This window comes from Pseudomonas sp. AC016 (genome assembly GCF_979253365.1).
In genome coordinates, this window is the sequence record NZ_CEEDCC010000001.1 from 1,093,819 (window position 1) to 1,110,468 (window position 16,650).

Below are 16,650 nucleotides of genomic sequence, written 5' to 3' on the forward strand. Positions count from 1 at the left end.
AAAGTCCGCCTCGACACTGATCATGCCCATCGCTCCGCGCTCATCGTTATACACAAGTGCGCCTCAACACTGATCGTGCCCATCGCTCCGCGTGGGCATGCCTCCCGTGACGCTCCGCGTCACAAATGGCACAGATTGCGGATTCAGTGAGCCGAGCGCATGACGTGGATAACGCTCGGGCTTGATCACGCATCGAAGCCACATTCAAAAGCGGACGCGGAGCGTCCTGAGAGGCGTTACCACGCAGAGCGTGGGAACGATCATTATCGTATTCCTCCAAGAGGACTTATGTATAACGATGAGCGCTCCGCGTGGGCATGCCGCCCGTGACGCTCCGCGTCACAAATGGCACGGATTGCGGATTCAGTAAGCCGGGTGCATGAAGTGGATAACGCTGGAGCTTGGGCACGCATCTGCGCCACATTCGAGAGCGGACGCGGAGCGTCCTGGGAGGCATTCCCACGCAGAGCATGGGAACGATCAGGGTGCAGCGAGCCAACGCTGCGTCACACCGCCAGCAAGCGCTCGCGCAGTTTGCCGATTTCGTCGCGCATCTGTGCCGCGGCCTCGAACTCCAGGTCGCGGGCCAGTTGGTACATCTTCTCTTCCAGTTGACGGATGCGCTTGGTGATTTCGCTGGGCGAGCGCAGTTCGTTTTCGTACTTGGCGTTTTCCTCGGCGGCCTTGGCCATGCCTTTGCGCTTTTTGCTGCGCGAGCCTGGCACGGTGGCGCCTTCCATGATGTCGGCCACGTCCTTGAACACACCTTTTGGCGTGATGCCATGCTCAAGGTTGAACGCGATCTGTTTCTCTCGACGACGTTCAGTCTCGTTTATCGCCCGCTCCATGGAGCCGGTGATCCGGTCGGCATACAGAATCGCCCGGCCGTTAAGGTTACGCGCCGCCCGACCGATGGTCTGGATCAGCGAACGGTCGGAGCGCAGGAAGCCTTCCTTGTCGGCATCGAGAATCGCCACCAGTGACACTTCCGGCATGTCCAGGCCTTCGCGCAGCAGGTTGATACCCACCAGCACGTCAAAAGTGCCCAGACGCAAGTCCCGTATGATCTCGACCCGCTCCACTGTGTCGATGTCCGAGTGCAGGTAACGCACCCGCACGCCGTGGTCGCTGAGGTAATCGGTCAGGTCCTCGGCCATGCGCTTGGTCAGCGTGGTCACCAGCACGCGCTCGTCGATGGAGGCGCGCTTGTTGATTTCCGACAGCAGGTCATCGACCTGAGTCAGCGCCGGGCGAATCTCGATCTGCGGGTCCACCAGACCGGTCGGCCGCACCACCTGCTCGACCACACGCCCGGCATGTTCCGCTTCGTACTTGCCCGGAGTCGCCGAGACAAAAATGGTCTGCGGGCTGACGTTCTCCCACTCTTCGAAGCGCATCGGCCGGTTGTCCAGCGCGGACGGCAGACGGAAACCGTATTCCACCAGGGTTTCCTTGCGCGAACGGTCGCCTTTGTACATGGCGCCGACCTGCGGCACGCTGACGTGGGACTCGTCGATCACCAGCAAGGCGTCCGGCGGCAGGTAGTCGTACAGCGTCGGCGGCGGCGCGCCGGTCGGACGGCCCGACAGATAGCGTGAGTAGTTCTCGATGCCGTTGCAGTAACCCAGCTCCAGAATCATCTCCAGATCGAACCGGGTGCGCTGTTCCAGACGCTGGGCTTCGACCAGCTTGTTCTGGCTACGCAGGTATTCCAGACGCTCACCGAGCTCGACCTTGATGCCTTCCATCGCGTCCAGCAGCGTTTCGCGGGGCGTGACGTAGTGGCTCTTGGGGTAGAAGGTGAAGCGCGGCAGCTTGCGAATCACCTCACCGGTCAGAGGATCGAACGCCGACAGGCTCTCGACCTCATCGTCGAACAGCTCGACGCGGATCGCTTCCAGATCCGATTCGGCCGGATAGATGTCAATCACATCGCCCCGCACCCGGAAGGTCGCGCGGGCAAAGTCCATGTCGTTGCGGGTGTATTGCAGGTCAGCCAGACGGCGCAGCAAGGCGCGCTGATCCAGTTTGTCGCCCCGGTCGATATGCAAGACCATGCGCAGGTAGGTTTCGGGGCTGCCGAGACCATAAATGCACGACACGGTGGTCACAATGATCGCGTCCTTGCGTTCCAGCAGTGCCTTGGTCGCGGACAGACGCATCTGCTCGATGTGATCGTTGATCGACGCATCCTTCTCGATGAAGGTGTCGGACGACGGCACATAGGCTTCCGGCTGGTAGTAGTCGTAGTAGGAAACGAAATATTCAACGGCGTTATTCGGAAAGAACGCCTTGAATTCGCCATACAACTGCGCCGCCAGGGTCTTGTTCGGCGCCAGCACCAGGGTCGGGCGCTGCACCTGGGAGATGACGTTGGCGATGCTGAACGTCTTGCCCGAACCCGTCACACCCAACAGGGTCTGGTGCGCAAGTCCGGCGTCGATCCCTTCGACCAGTTGGCGAATGGCCTCGGGCTGATCACCAGCGGGCTCAAAACGGGTAACGAGCTGGAACTCGGACATAACCTACCTCTTGAATTCGTTCGCGTCGGGGTTCGCGACAAGGACTCGTCTGCGCGGCCTGTACCGGCAATGACGAAACACCACCGACGACTCATCCCGTCAATGGGAGACGACGTGCGGCAGTGACAGTGCTTGAAGTGATGCACATTAAATGGAGACGTTTGCGCATGTTTCAAGGCGCTCATTTCACCAGTGGCTACATCATTGAGGTTTCAACGGTACGAACGTTCTGCAAATAAACCGAAAAACCTTGAAAAAACCCGCCCTGCCCTGTCGCCCCTCAGGGGGATGCTCTTTATACTAGGTCCCCGTTTGTGCACCGCTTTGGCGCATTCGGCCGCGGCGTGCATACCCCTCCCTCCTTCATTCAGAGCTGCCGCAAAAATGAGCCTCTTCTCCGCTGTCGAAATGGCGCCCCGCGATCCTATCCTGGGTATCAACGAAGCATTCAACGCCGACACTCGCACCACCAAGGTCAACCTTGGCGTGGGCGTCTACTGTGACGAAGACGGGCGCATTCCTCTGCTGCGCGCAGTGGCTGAAGCCGAGAAGATCCGTGTTGCCCAGCACGCGCCACGTGGCTATTTGCCGATCGACGGTATCGCTGCCTACGATCTGGCCGTGCAGAAGCTGTTGCTGGGTGCCGACTCGCCATTAATCGCGTCGGGCCGGGTACTGACCACCCAATCGGTCGGTGGCACCGGTGCGCTGAAGATCGGCGCAGACTTCCTCAAGCAATTGTTGCCCGACGCCGTTGTGGCTATCAGCGACCCGAGCTGGGAAAACCACCGTGCGCTGTTCGAAACCGCAGGCTTCCCGGTTCAGAACTATCGCTACTACGACGCAGCCTCCCACGACGTGAACCGTGGCGGCATGCTCGAAGACCTGAAAAACCTGCCTGACCATTCCGTGGTCGTGCTGCACGCCTGCTGCCACAATCCGACCGGCGTCGATCTGAATCTGGAAGACTGGAAAAAGGTCCTGGAAGTGGTCAAGGCCAAGGGTCACGTGCCGTTTCTGGACATGGCCTATCAGGGTTTCGGCCAGGGCATTCAGGAAGACGCCATCGCGGTGCGTTTGTTCGCCGAGTCCGGCATGACCTTCTTCGCCTCCAGTTCGTTCTCCAAGTCGCTGTCGCTGTACGGCGAGCGCGTCGGTGCGCTGTCGATCATCACTGAATCGAAAGAAGAGACCGCCCGCGTCCTGTCCCAGGTCAAGCGTGTGATCCGCACCAACTATTCCAACCCGCCGACCCATGGCGCAATCATCTCCGCCGCCGTGCTCAACGACCCGGCGCTGCGTGCCATGTGGGAAGAGGAACTGGGCGAAATGCGCGTGCGCATCCAGGGCATGCGCAAGGCGATGGTCGAGCGTCTGACCGACAACCCGGCCGGTCAGGACTTCAGCTTCGTCGGCCGTCAGTGCGGCATGTTCTCCTACTCCGGCCTGACCGCCGAACAGGCCCAGCGCCTGCGCAGCGAGTTCGGCATCTATGCGCTGGACACCGGTCGTATCTGTGTCGCGGCGTTGAACCAGAAGAACATCGACGTGGTGTGCGACGCGATCAAGAAGGTGTTGTAAGAGGGACTGATAATGCTCACTCCGCGTGAGCATGCATCCTGTGACGCTCTGCGCCACATCACGGCCGGACGCGGAGCGTCCTGAGAGGCGTTACCACGCTGGAGCGTGGGAACGATCAGGTATCTCGAGCTGACTGATCGTGCCCAGTCAGCCCGCGCATACCACTCGGCAATCCGATCGAACGAACCCCCTCCCCCAGACCTCGAAAGTCTGTCAGCCATTTATGAAGCAGACTTTCGAGGTATTCATGTCTACCGAACCGCAACGGCAAAAAGAACAGGCACCCGGTCAGCACACGCCGCCGGACCAGGGCACGGAGCGCAACGATCCGGCCATCGACCCGCAGGAGCCGGATGCTGTACCGGATTCGAGTGGGCATGATGGTCAGCGTCAGAATCAACAGCAAAGTCAGAGCCAGAGCCAGTCGCAAGGATCGTCTGAAAAAAGCGCCTACGTGCCTGACTATGAGCCGCAGGAGAAGCCCCAGACTCAACGCAATCATCAGCCAACTCAGGGCGTTGATGCCGACATCGATACTCAGGGTGGTTGAAGCCTTGTGCTTCACAGGTGAATTGGGCCGTGTGGCCCAATCACTGCCTGTGTCTGATCAGCGTCTGCTTGTTCAACGAACGGGCGGAGAAAGTCGTTCCCTGATTTCCTGCACCTGATACGCCGGATCAGCCTTGATCTGCTGCTCGGTGAACGGCAAGTCAGCCCACTGCTTCTTCGAAAACGCTTCAGTCTGGTCTCGCGAATGCGCCGACTGCGGATTGCTCGATTCGGAGAACGCCAGTAATCCCTTGGCTTGCGGTCCATTTTCGTCGAATGTCACCACTTGCAGGTAACTGGTGCCGCTGACCACTTCGCGCTTGCCATCCTTGCCCGCCACTGTCTGCATGGCGTTATAGACACCCAGTGCTGCAGGACCGCCGTGGATCGGAACCGGTACACCGCTTTGGCTCGACACCTGAATATCACCCCAGGTCGTCTTCGCCGTCAGGCCTGCCTTGCTCACCTCGTCCTGCGCCGTCAGCATCGCAGCGCGTAACGCCGTGGCGACTTCCGGGTACTCGATGGCCAGACCACGGGGCGTGTGAATCGGATCGTTGGCATCGAACACTACCCGCCAGCGCGAGCCGACGGACTGCATCGCGGTCATGATTTTCTGGAAGTACACGAAGCCCACACCACTGCTCAGGTCGACTCGACCGTCCCAGGCTTTCAATGCGGTGCACAGCGGTGCCAGGCGTTTTTCATCATCACCCGGTGCTGTCGCACAAAACTGCAAAAGATCCGGCAACACCTGCCCGGCCTGATACACCTCGTTGTCCATCACCATGGCCTGCAGGCTCTCGACACTGACCTTGCCCGACTGCTGCAGCTTGCCGAGTCGATCCAGCGCAAAACGCGCCCGCAGCCCGAGCGGCTGGCCTTCCTGGCTGATCAGCGGTGAAAAGTTTTTCTGCGGCACCGCCGGGTTGACCATCCAGGCCGAGTCGTTGGAGTGCTGCACGAAGTCGGTCCGTAGCAGTTGCGGCTGGCGCGACGAGGGATAGATGCCGGGTTGCGCTGCCTCGGGCGCGATGTCCCAGTTACAGTCGCTGCGCGAACCGTCGAGGATGATCAGCTCGGTGCCGATGCGCGGGTCGCTGCACTTGGCGAGCTTGACCGCATCCACATTCGGCACCACCGACAGGTTCATGTACAGCGCCTGCCCCTTGGCATCGACCGCCACGGTGTTCACCCATGGGATGCCCTGAATGCTGCGCACCGAATCCTGAAACGCCTTGAGGCTTTTCGCCTGATCCATGGCGTACCACTGCTGCAGCACACGGTCATTCTCGAGGTTCGCGTCGCGCAGGCTGAAGGCGTACTTGTCGTCCCAGTCCAGCCTGCCGGGCCATTGCACCACAGGGCCGAATTTCGACGAATAGATCGTGCGGGTTACAGGCTTGATGCTGCCGTCCGCCTGTTTCGCCTCGACACTCACCTGTTGCTTGCCCATTTCCACTGACTTGCCGTCGAGCATGTAACGCGTCGAATCCCTGGGATCGAGCGTCAGTCGATGCAACGTGAAGTGTTTGGACGTATCGACGGTGTGAGTCCAGGCCAGGTGCTGGTTGAAGCCGATGTTGATCAACGGCAGACCCGGCAACGCCGCGCCCATCACGTCCAGTTTGCCGGGAATGGTCAGGTGCATCTGGTAGAAACGCATACCGCCGCCCCACGGAAAATGCGGGTTGGCCAGCAACATGCCGCGTCCGTTGGCAGACAGTTCGCGTCCGATCGCCACCGCATTGCTGCCGCGCTCCAGCGCAAACTGTTCATTGCGCGCGGCGGCCAGTTGCAGGGCCTCACGCTGCTCGGGCTGGAGGCTGGCCTGAGCACCCGCTTGCGGCGGTCTGGCGCCGGCCAGCGCTTCGGTGAACTGACCGACGCCCCCCTCGACCAGCAATCGACGGGTCAGGCGCACCAGATCGTCGGTGCTGATCGGTCGTACCCATTCGGCGGCGCAGGCTGTTGGCAGGCCTTTGGCATTCTGCTCGTTCAGTGAGCGGTTATAGCCAGCTGCGTAACCTTGCATCAACTGACGAATCTCGGATGACTGGGCCTTCCAGAAATCCGCGAGCGCTTCAGGCGTGTTTAACCATTTGAACAGCAGGTCGCTGGCCATATTGTTGCGCTGTTCGAGGGTCGCCTTGTCCGGTCCGAAATAGCGGGAGCGTTCGCCATTGACCGTGACGATCTCGTTCGCCAGCAGGCACAGGTTGTCCTGGGCATAGGCGTAACCGATGCCATAACCCAGCCCGCGCTCGTCAGCAGCCACGATATGCGGCACGCCAAATGTGGTGCGACGCACCTGCGCCGAAACGTTCTGATGCTCGGGGGCAACCCGCGCCTGAGCGGGTAAAACCAGCCCGAACGACAGTCCCGCGACAATAAAACCGGACAACGGTCTGGACATGATCATGCTGACTCCACCTCGAAAGGAAAACGGAACACGGCTGGAATGAGCCGCTCCCCTTAAACGATTCGGCAGAACAAAATTTAGTGAACAAAGCCAATTAATTGACAGTGCTAAATTCCGCCGCACCCCCCTCGTCTTAATGACAGCCCCAGTAGCCGTCGCCCGTCGACCGGCCGATTTTTTCCAGGCAGGAACCCTGCATGAAACGCTCTCGACTCCCTCGACGCACTGTCCTCGCGGCACTGTGCCTGTTTCCGGTCATCGCCGTGTGCGCTTGGCAGATCCTGCCGGGCGACCACGACAGGACGCCTACCGTCACCGTCACGCGCAGCAGCATTGAAAACAGCGTGACGGCGCTGGGCACGCTGCAACCGCGCAGTTATGTGGACGTGGGCTCGCAGGCAACCGGGCAGATCATGAAGATCCATGTGCAGGTGGGCGATCAGGTCAAGGAAGGTCAGTTGCTGGTCGAGATCGATCCGTCCACGCAAAAAGCCAGGCTCGATGCAGCGCGCTACGCCATCGACAACCTCAAGGCCCAGCTTCAGGAGCAGCGCGCGCTGCACGAACTGGCGCAGCAGAAGCAGCAACGTCAGCAACGTCTGGCGGCCGGAGGTGCGACGCGGGCCGAAGACGTGCAGGCGGCCGAGTCCGAGTTTCGCGCTACTCAGGCCAGGGTCGACATGTTCAAGGCGCAGATCCTTGAAGCCCAGGCGGCGCTGCGCAGTGACGAGGCCGCGCTGGGCTACACCCGCATCTACGCGCCCATGAGCGGCACGGTGGTTGCGCTGGATGCCCGCGAAGGCCAGACCCTCAACGCACAGCAACAGACCCCGCTGATACTGCGCATCGCCCGCCTGTCGCCGATGACGGTGTGGGCCGAAGTGTCCGAAGCCGACATCGGCCATGTGAAACCGGGCATGAGCGCTTACTTCACGACCCTGAGCGGCGGGAGTCGGCGCTGGAAAAGCACCGTACGGCAGATCCTGCCCGTGCCACCCAAACCTCTGGAGCAGGCCAATCAGGGCGGCGGCAGCCCGAGCAGTTCGCGCAAGAACGGCGGCGGCCGGGTGGTGCTGTACACCGTGCTGCTGGACGTCGACAACGACGATCAGGCACTGATGGCCGAGATGACGGCGCAGATCTTTTTCGTTGCAGGCAGCGCGCAGAACACCCTGACCGCGCCGCTGTCAGCGTTGAAAAACGGTACGCAAAGCGATCTGCAGACAGCGCAGGTGCTGACCGCCAGCGGCGAAGTGCAGAACCGTCAGGTGCGCACCGGGATCAGCGACCGGTTGCGCGTCCAGATCCTCGACGGTCTTGAGGAAGGCGACCGTCTGGTGGTGCCCTCCGCGCTCGGCAGTGGAGGCTGAATGCAGACGCCGCTGATCGACCTGCGGGCCATTCGCAAATCCTACGGCGGAGGCGACAGCCCGCAGGTCAACGTGCTGCAGGGCATCGACCTGTCGATTCACGCCGGAGAGTTCGTCGCGATTATCGGCGCGTCCGGCTCCGGCAAATCGACGCTGATGAATATTTTGGGCTGCCTGGATCGCCCTACCTCGGGTGAATATTTATTTGCCGGCGAAAACGTGGCCGAACTGGGCAGCGACGAGCTGGCCTGGCTGCGCCGCGAGGCGTTCGGCTTTGTGTTTCAGGGCTATCACCTGATCCCGTCCGGCTCGGCACAGGAAAACGTCGAGATGCCGGCGATCTATGCTGGCACGCCTGCTGCGCAACGCCATGCCCGTGCCGCCGCCTTGCTGGACCGGCTGGGGCTTGATTCGCGCACCGGCAATCGCCCGCATCAACTGTCCGGCGGCCAGCAGCAGCGAGTGTCCATTGCCCGCGCCTTGATGAACGGCGGCCATATCATCCTGGCCGATGAGCCGACCGGCGCACTGGACAGCCACAGTGGCGCGGAAGTCATGACGTTGCTGGACGAGCTGGCCAGTCAGGGCCACGTCGTCATTCTGATTACCCACGACCGCGACGTCGCCGCCCGCGCCAGGCGCGTCATCGAAATCAGCGACGGGCGGATTGTCAGCGACACGCTCAGCGAGACCGCCGGGGATCCCCAGCCAACGGGCGCACTGCAAGCGGTGGATCTGCGGGCGCGACTGGCCCAGGGCAGCAACGCCCGCAGCGCGTGGAAAGGCGAGTTGCTCGATGCCGTTCAGGCGGCGTGGCGAGTGATGTGGATCAACCGGTTCCGCACTGCACTGACGTTGCTGGGCATTGTCATCGGCGTCGCCTCGGTGGTGGTGATGCTGGCGGTCGGTGAAGGCAGCAAGCGTCAGGTCATGGCGCAGATGTCGTCGTTCGGTTCCAACATCATTTACCTCAATGGCAAGGCCCCCAGCCCGCGTGCGCCGAAAGGCGTCATCACGCTGGAAGAGGTCGCAGCGCTGGGCGATCTGCCCGAGGTGCGCATGATCATGCCGGTCAACGGCGGACAGGCAGGTGTGCGCTTCGGCAACGTCGATCATTCCAGCTATGTGGGCGGCAACGACACGCACTTCCCGGCCATTTTCAACTGGCCGGTGGTGGAAGGCAGTTACTTCACCGAAGCCGATGAACAGAGTGCCGCAGCAGTGGCCGTGATCGGACACAAGGTCCGGCAGAAACTGTTCGGCGAACGCATCGACCCCGTTGGCCAGTACATTCTGATCGAGAACGTACCGTTTCAGGTGGTCGGCGTGCTTCAGGAGAAAGGTGCCAGTTCGGGCGATCTGGACAGCGACAATCGCATCGCGATTCCCTATTCGGCGGCCAGCATTCGCCTGTTCGGCTCGCAGGATCCCGAGTACATCACCATCGCTACCCGCGACGCCGACAACGTCAAACAGGCCGAAGCGGCGATTCGTAACTTGCTGGACCAACTGCACAACGGCAAGCAGGATTACGAGCTGACCAACAACGCGGCGATGATCCAGGCCGAGGTCCGCACCCAGAACACGCTGTCATTGATGCTCGGCTCGATTGCAGCGATCTCGCTGCTGGTCGGCGGCATTGGCGTAATGAACATCATGCTGATGACCGTGCGCGAGCGGACCCGGGAAATCGGCATCCGCATGGCCACCGGTGCGCGCCAGAGCGATATTCTCCGCCAGTTTCTTACTGAGGCAGTGATGCTCTCGGTGGTCGGCGGTCTGGCCGGTATCGTCCTCGCGCTGGGCATGGGCACGGTGCTGTTGCTGAGCAATGTGGCCGTGGCCTTTTCCCTGTCGGCCGTGGCCGGTGCCTTTGGCTGCGCGCTGATCACCGGGGTGATCTTCGGCTTCATGCCCGCCCGCAAAGCCGCCCGCCTCGACCCGGTGGCGGCCCTTACCAGTCAATGAATGGTCAATCCATGAAACCACGCCTCACGCTGTTGACCACGTGCCTGTTGCTGGCCGCCTGCGGCACGTCCGCGCCCGTCCCGGACATCGGCGTCCAGCCACCGCCAACCTGGGCATTTGCCCAGAGCGCGGCGACTCAGCGCAACGACGCCAGCTGGTGGCAACGCTTCGGCAGCCCGGAACTGAATCGCCTGATCGAGCAGGCCAGCCGTGACAGCCATGAAGTCAGCGCGGCCATGGCGCGGGTGCGTCAGGCCCAGGCGACAGCCATCATCGGTGGCGCACCGCTATTGCCCGAACTGGGTTATGACCTGCGCGGCGAACGCAACAAATTCATGCGCAGCAGCGACCGCAAGGCCAACCCGTCGGACGACAACAACACCGACAGTTTCACCGCTGCCCTGACCGCCAGCTATGAGGTGGACTTCTGGGGCGGCGTGGCGGCCGGCCGCGACAGCGCCGTGCAGCGTTTGCGTGCCAGCCAATTCGATCAGGCGACCGTGGAGCTGACACTGCTAAGCAATGTGGCCGACCGCTACGCGCAGACCCTGTCAGCCCGCGAACAGGGCCGTATCGCCGCGCTCAACCTCGCCAATGCGCAGGACGTGTTGCGACTGGTGCAGACCCGTTACGACTCGGGTTCGGCAACGGCACTGGAACTGGCACAGCAGAAAAATCTGGTCGCCACCCAGCAGCGCGAACTGCCACGGATTCAGCAACTGGCCAACGAGCAGTTGATCACCCTCGCCGCCCTGCTGGGCCAACCGGTGCAGAACCTCAAACTCGGTGATCAGGCATTTGACACACTGAGCTGGCCGGACATCGGCAGCAGCGTGCCCAGCGATCTTCTCACCCGCCGCCCGGACCTGGCCAAGGCCGAAGCGGAGCTGGCAGCCGCGCACGCCGACGTTACGGTCGCCCGCGCTGCGATGCTGCCCAAACTGACCCTGAGTGCCCGCGTCGGCACCGAATCGGTCCGCGCCGAAGACTGGCTGCGCGCACCGTTCAGCAGCCTGGCGGCAGGTCTGGTCGGGCCGATCTTCAACAACGGCCGCCTCGGAGCCGAGCGCGACCGGGCCACGGCGCGGCAGGAAGAACTGTTGGAAACCTATCGCGGCGCGATCATCAACAGCTTCGCCGACGTGGAAAAGGCACTCAACAGCATTGACGGCCTTGATCAACAGCGTGACTGGCATGAAGAAGAACTGAAACAGGCGCAGACCGCGTTTCGCATCGCCCAGAGTCGTTATCAGGAAGGCGCCGAAGACCTGCTGACCGTGCTGGAAACCCAGCGCACCCTGTATCAGGCGCAGGACGTCAGCGTGCAGTTAAGGTTATCGAGGATGCAGGCGAGTATCGCGCTGTACAAAGCGCTGGGCGGTGGTTGGCAAGTGCATTGAGTTGCATGGCGGACGCGGAGCGTCCTGAGAGGCGTTCCCACGCTGGAGCGATGGGAACGATCCGAGGTACAACACTGATCGTGCCTCACGCTCCAGCGTGGGCATGCAGCCCGTGACGCTCTGCGTCACAATCCAGGGCGAACACGAAACCTGAAACGCTCAGCCCATCAGTGCCTAAAACCACTTCTCCGGCAGCAGATTGCGCGCATACCACGGCCGACGCGGCACGCGGCGGACCAGGTCGCCGAGTTTGTCATCGGCGGCGAAGGTGATGCGCAGCGCGAGCTTCATGACTTCCGGGTCCATCTCCATGGAGGTCCCGGCCTGCAGGCCCGGCGTGGTGCTGCAACCGTGGGTCACCGGCCCCAGCCACGGGTCGCTGACTTCCACCCAGCGACCCGGCGCGAACCAGGGCACACCGTTGACCTCAAGGCGCTTCACCTCGCCCGGATGAAAACGCTCATGCGCCCGGAACCAGTCATCGATACGGTCGTCGATCCAGCCATGGAACATCCAGAACACCGGGTTCACGTGGGACGAAAACGGGTCGGCCAGAAAGTCGTTTTCCGGTCCGAACCAGCGCTCGGCAAAGTCATCCGAACGCCGTGCCATCGGCACCGGCTGGCCGTTGGCCGGGTCGCGGGCCACCGAGGCCCAGCGCATGTGCAGCCAGTCGTGCAGTTCCAGCTCGACCTGCGAACCGAACTGCCCCAGCGTCAATTTCGACAGAAAGCGCGGGTCACGGTACTGGGATTCCCAGACCTGAAAATGGGTGTGATAGGTCTCGGGGCTTTTGATGTCGCTGACCAGTTGGGTGTATTCCTCGTCCCCCTGCGCCAGCCAGTTCGGCGGCAGTGAACAGCCGTCGTGATTGTCGAAGTAACGTGCAAAACCCGGCCGGTCGCGCTCAAGTTCTGGCTGCGGCATTGGAAAACGCGGCCACGATGGCAGGTCCTGAATCTGCCGCGCCTGAATCAGCATGTGCCGGTGCATGAAGAAGAAGTCCACGCCCGAGCCGTTCCGGTCCTTGCGCGGTCCGCGAGCATCGCGCTCCTTGTCCCGCGGCCCTGGCTGCCAGCCGATACCGCGCAGGGCTTCCTGCTTGTCGGTGGGCAGTTTGTGCCATTTGTCCCGAGACGCATGCCAGAGCTGATGGAACAGGCGATGTTCCTTAGAGATCAGCCAGGCGTGAAACTCAGGCGTCAGACTGACCCGCTCCCGCGCTTCCGGGAACAATTGCTTGACCGCGATCACCCGGTTTTCCAGCTCCGGTAAGGCCAGTGGTCGATCAAGGCGTTCGATACGACCACTCAGCGTGCCACTGCCCGCATTGCCGAATCCGCCCCACACCTCATCGAGGATCAGACTGAATTCGTAATCCGGCGTATCGCTGTGGGGGTCGTCGCCTGCGTGCCCGTCCATGACCCGCAGGTACAGTTTGGCGGCATTGGCCGGTTGCAGGTCGCCAATCACTCGAAAGCGCGGCATTGCCTCGCCGCGCAGGTTGTCAGCGGTATCGATGTAACCGCGTATTCCACGACCGCGCGGGGCGATGTCGAGGAACAGTTCCAGGCCTTGCAACGGCGCATCACGCAGCCCTGCATCGCGACCCTCGAAGCGCAACGTCCACACGCCGCGCAGCTTGTCGGCCAGACGCTGGGTGGCAACGTCGGCCGGGCCTGCGGTGGCTTCGCCGGGTGTAATGGGTTCCTCGACGCGCGTGAGTTCCCGATGTGCATACCAGGCAGCCGGTACTGCCGCGCCGGTCAGCGCCAGCCCTGCCATGAACCCTCGTCGAGAAATCGTCATCACGCTACCTGTTACAGCCCCCGAGACACCGGGTATCCAGCTAGAACGTAAAGCCTGAGGATAAATTTACTTCTTGGCTTGCCTGCGCAGGAAGCGCACTGACCGAGCCCGTGCGCTCGGCTCAATGAATCCGCCGTCAGTGCCATCTATGACGCGGAGCGTCACGGGAGGCATGCCCACGCGGAGCGATGGGCACGATCAGCGTTGAGGCACACTTGTGTATACCGATGAACGCGAAGCATGGGCACGATCAGTGTGCAGGCAGACTTGCGCGCAGATGAACGCCTCGCCTGACAAGACCACCGCTAAATTTTCCCGCCATCCGCTCGTTCTCCCCAGATAGCAACGGCCCCGATGCCCGCATGCGAGGCAGGCCTGCATCGATCATCTGAACGAGACGGCAATGACAAGACCGCGTTGGAAAAAGGCTCTCTTCATCGGCCTGCCCCTGGCTCTGGCCATCAGTGCAGGCGCGGGTTATCTGGCCTGGAATTACTGGTCGCCAGCGGGTTACCCGGTGAAGGTCATGAAACAGGCTGAAGACCTGCAGGAACGGATCATTTCCTTCGACAGCCACATCACCGTGCCGATGAAATTCGGCAGCGAGCGCAACGAAGCCGACAAGGATGGCTCAGGCCAGTTCGATCTGGTGAAAACCGCACGCGGGCGGCTGTCCGGCGCCGCACTGACGGTGTTCGGCTGGCCGGAAATCTGGAACGGCCCCAACGCACCGCATCGCCCGACGCCCGGCTTCGTCGATGAGGCGCGTCAGCAACAGGAAGTGCGCTACAAAATCATCACCGGCATGGTGCGCGACTTTCCCAATCAGGTCGGCATCGCCTACACCCCGGACGACATGCGCCGCCTGCAGGGTGAAGGCAAGTTTGCGATCTTCATCAGCATGCTCAACGCCTACCCGCTGGGCAACGACCTCGATGCGCTGGACCGCTGGACTGCACGGGGCATGCGTATGTTCGGCTTCAGTTACGTCGGCAACAACAGCTGGGCGGACTCGTCGCGCCCGCTGCCCTTCCTCAACGATACGCCCGATGCACTGGGCGGTCTGTCCGAGATCGGCAAACAGGCCGTGCAACGCCTGAACGACCTGGGCGTGATAATTGATGTATCGCAGATGTCGAGCAAGGCGCTGGAACAGGTCAGCCAGTTGAGCCGCACGCCGATGGTCGCCTCGCACTCGGCACCGCGTGCGCTGGTGGACATCCCGCGCAACCTCAGCGATGAGGAAATGCAACTGATAAAGCAGAGCGGCGGCGTGGTGCAGGTAGTGGCCTTCCCCGCCTACCTCAAGCCCTTGAGTCAGAAAACCCAGGACAAGCTCAATGCGCTGCGCAAGGAGTTCGACCTGCCGCCGCTGCCGAATCTGGCCATGGCGCTGATGCCCGGCGACGCGATCATCACCGTCTGGCCGGAGCAGCGCTTCGGCGCCTATGCCAACAAGCTGTACGCGATTCTCGAAGAAGAGCCCAAGGCCACGGTCAAGGATTTCGTCAACGCCATCGACTACACCGTGCGCAAGATCGGCATCGATCACGTCGGTATCAGCTCCGACTTCAATGACGGCGGCGGCGTAAAAGGCTTCAACGATGTCAGCGAGATCCGCAACGTGACCGCCGAGCTGATCGAGCGCGGCTATGCCGAAGCGGACATTGCCAAACTGTGGGGCGGCAACTTCCTGCGCGTCTGGGAACAGGTGCAGGCCTCGGCAAAACCGGTGGCCCAGCCATGACTGATCGCAGAACGTTCCTCAAGCAGGCAGGACTGCTGGCCGCCGCCCTGCCGCTCGGCTCGGGCCTGATCGCGCCTGCTGTGGCCGCCACAAAAGAGCCCGTATCAGCAGACAAGTGGATCGGTTTGAAACAGCTGTTCAACCAGGACCCGGACTACATCCACTTCTCCAACTTCCTGGTGACTTCGCACCCAAAGCCGGTGCGGGATGCCATCGAGCAGCACCGCGCTCACATCGACCGCAACCCCGGGCTGGCAATGGACTGGGACCTGCAGGAAACCGAACTGCGCGAACATGACGTGCGGGTCTGGGCGGGCAAATACCTGAACGCCAAACCCGGCCAGATCGCCCTGACCGGCAGTACCACCGAAGGGCTGGCGATCATTTATGGCGGGCTGCACATACGCCCGGATCAGGAAATTCTGACCACTGAGCACGAGCACTCCTGCGCACGCAGCATCCTCAATTTCCGCCAGCAGCGTGACGGCACTCAGGTGCGCAGGATCCGCCTGTTCAAGGACCCGGCGCAGGTCTCAGCCGACGAAATCATCGGCTCGATTGCCCGCAGCATTCAACCCAATACGCGTGTACTGGGCATGACCTGGGTGCAATCGGGCAGCGGTGTGAAGCTGCCGCTCGGGGCCATCGGCGAGCTGGTCGAAGAGCACAACCGCAACCGTGACGCCAAGGACCGCATCATCTATGTGGTAGACGGCGTGCACGGCTTTGGCGTGGAGAATCTGGATTTCCCGGACATGAAGTGCGACTACTTCGTGGCGGGCACCCACAAATGGATGTTCGGCCCGCGCGGCACCGGGATTGTCTGCGCCCGTTCGGAACAGATGACCGACCTCACGCCGACCATCCCGACCTTTTCCGAAGCGACCAATTTCGCCACCACCATGACGCCGGGCGGCTACCACTCGTTCGAACATCGCTGGGCGTTGAACAAGGCCTTCGAGTTGCACCTGCAGTTGGGCAAGGCCGACGTGCAGGCGCGCATCCATCAGCTCAACAGCTACATGAAGGAACGTCTGCAGGCGCAGCGCACTATCGAGCTGATCACCCCGATGGATCCGGCCCTGTCGGCAGGCTTCAGTTTTTTCAGGGTCAAGGATCAGGCCAGCGACGACGTTGCTGCCTGGCTGATGAAAAACCGCATGGTAGTCGATGCGGTGAGCCGCGATGTCGGCCCGGTGGTGCGTACCGCGCCGGGCCTGTTGAACAGCGAAGCCGAGGTCGACCGCTTCATGGCGCTGCTCAGCCAGCGCACCTGACGCCT

10 protein-coding genes are annotated in these 16,650 nt (G+C 62.0%); 7 read left to right on the top strand and 3 right to left on the bottom strand.

Annotation, left to right across the window (positions count from 1 at the left end; all coding sequences use genetic code 11):
- Positions 1-506 precede the first annotated feature (506 nt).
- Positions 507-2,522: an excinuclease ABC subunit UvrB gene (uvrB, locus tag AC0IXS_RS04805; protein WP_029241568.1), complete on the bottom strand. Its 2,016-nt coding sequence runs from the start codon at positions 2,520-2,522 to the stop codon at positions 507-509.
- Positions 2,523-2,906: 384 nt separating this feature from the next.
- Here uvrB and AC0IXS_RS04810 point away from each other — a divergent pair, with 384 nt between their 5' ends.
- Positions 2,907-4,103 carry an amino acid aminotransferase gene (locus AC0IXS_RS04810; RefSeq protein WP_471823987.1) on the top strand — a complete coding sequence of 399 codons (1,197 nt, stop codon included), beginning with the start codon at positions 2,907-2,909 and terminating at the stop codon, positions 4,101-4,103.
- Between the two features lie 247 nt (positions 4,104-4,350).
- Positions 4,351-4,653 carry a hypothetical protein gene (locus AC0IXS_RS04815; RefSeq protein WP_057408172.1) on the top strand — a complete coding sequence of 101 codons (303 nt, stop codon included), beginning with the start codon at positions 4,351-4,353 and terminating at the stop codon, positions 4,651-4,653.
- Between the two features lie 72 nt (positions 4,654-4,725).
- Here AC0IXS_RS04815 and pvdQ read toward each other — a convergent pair whose 3' ends face one another.
- Positions 4,726-7,074, bottom strand: a complete 2,349-nt coding sequence (gene pvdQ, locus AC0IXS_RS04820; RefSeq protein ID WP_471823989.1) for a bifunctional acylase PvdQ — start codon at positions 7,072-7,074, stop codon at positions 4,726-4,728.
- A 197-nt stretch (positions 7,075-7,271) separates the two neighbouring features.
- Here pvdQ and AC0IXS_RS04825 point away from each other — a divergent pair, with 197 nt between their 5' ends.
- Genes AC0IXS_RS04825 through AC0IXS_RS04835 form a run of 3 tightly spaced genes read left to right on the top strand, consistent with a single transcriptional unit; the run spans position 7,272 to position 11,812 of the window.
- Complete coding sequence (locus AC0IXS_RS04825) at positions 7,272-8,444, top strand: efflux RND transporter periplasmic adaptor subunit (protein ID WP_471823991.1); 1,173 nt, start codon at positions 7,272-7,274, stop codon at positions 8,442-8,444.
- The gene (locus tag AC0IXS_RS04830; protein ID WP_471823993.1) at positions 8,445-10,412 is read left to right on the top strand and encodes a MacB family efflux pump subunit; all 1,968 of its coding nucleotides are present in this window, start codon (positions 8,445-8,447) and stop codon (positions 10,410-10,412) included.
- 11 nt (positions 10,413-10,423) lie between these two features.
- Positions 10,424-11,812 (top strand): efflux transporter outer membrane subunit, encoded by a 1,389-nt coding sequence (locus AC0IXS_RS04835; protein WP_449126245.1) that lies wholly within the window; start codon positions 10,424-10,426, stop codon positions 11,810-11,812.
- A gap of 174 nt (positions 11,813-11,986) precedes the next feature.
- Here the strand turns inward: AC0IXS_RS04835 and pvdP are convergent, their stop codons facing one another.
- Complete coding sequence (gene pvdP, locus AC0IXS_RS04840) at positions 11,987-13,621, bottom strand: pyoverdine maturation tyrosinase PvdP (protein ID WP_122690534.1); 1,635 nt, start codon at positions 13,619-13,621, stop codon at positions 11,987-11,989.
- A gap of 403 nt (positions 13,622-14,024) precedes the next feature.
- Here pvdP and pvdM point away from each other — a divergent pair, with 403 nt between their 5' ends.
- Positions 14,025-15,368, top strand: coding sequence for a pyoverdine-tailoring dipeptidase-like protein PvdM (gene pvdM / locus AC0IXS_RS04845; RefSeq protein WP_057408144.1), 1,344 nt, complete (start codon positions 14,025-14,027; stop codon positions 15,366-15,368).
- Complete coding sequence (pvdN, locus tag AC0IXS_RS04850; RefSeq protein WP_137202591.1) at positions 15,365-16,645, top strand: pyoverdine-tailoring periplasmic protein PvdN; 1,281 nt, start codon at positions 15,365-15,367, stop codon at positions 16,643-16,645. Before pvdM ends, pvdN begins: the two co-directional genes overlap by 4 nt.
- Positions 16,646-16,650: the final 5 nt, after the last annotated feature.

Coding starts and splice junctions, on each gene's coding strand:
- uvrB (WP_029241568.1), bottom strand. CDS start 2,522: ATGTCCGAGTTCCAGCTCGTTACCCGTTTTGAGCCCGCTGGTGATCAG.
- AC0IXS_RS04810 (WP_471823987.1), top strand. CDS start 2,907: ATGAGCCTCTTCTCCGCTGTCGAAATGGCGCCCCGCGATCCTATCCTG.
- AC0IXS_RS04815 (WP_057408172.1), top strand. CDS start 4,351: ATGTCTACCGAACCGCAACGGCAAAAAGAACAGGCACCCGGTCAGCAC.
- pvdQ (WP_471823989.1), bottom strand. CDS start 7,074: ATGATCATGTCCAGACCGTTGTCCGGTTTTATTGTCGCGGGACTGTCG.
- AC0IXS_RS04825 (WP_471823991.1), top strand. CDS start 7,272: ATGAAACGCTCTCGACTCCCTCGACGCACTGTCCTCGCGGCACTGTGC.
- AC0IXS_RS04830 (WP_471823993.1), top strand. CDS start 8,445: ATGCAGACGCCGCTGATCGACCTGCGGGCCATTCGCAAATCCTACGGC.
- AC0IXS_RS04835 (WP_449126245.1), top strand. CDS start 10,424: ATGAAACCACGCCTCACGCTGTTGACCACGTGCCTGTTGCTGGCCGCC.
- pvdP (WP_122690534.1), bottom strand. CDS start 13,621: ATGACGATTTCTCGACGAGGGTTCATGGCAGGGCTGGCGCTGACCGGC.
- pvdM (WP_057408144.1), top strand. CDS start 14,025: ATGACAAGACCGCGTTGGAAAAAGGCTCTCTTCATCGGCCTGCCCCTG.
- pvdN (WP_137202591.1), top strand. CDS start 15,365: ATGACTGATCGCAGAACGTTCCTCAAGCAGGCAGGACTGCTGGCCGCC.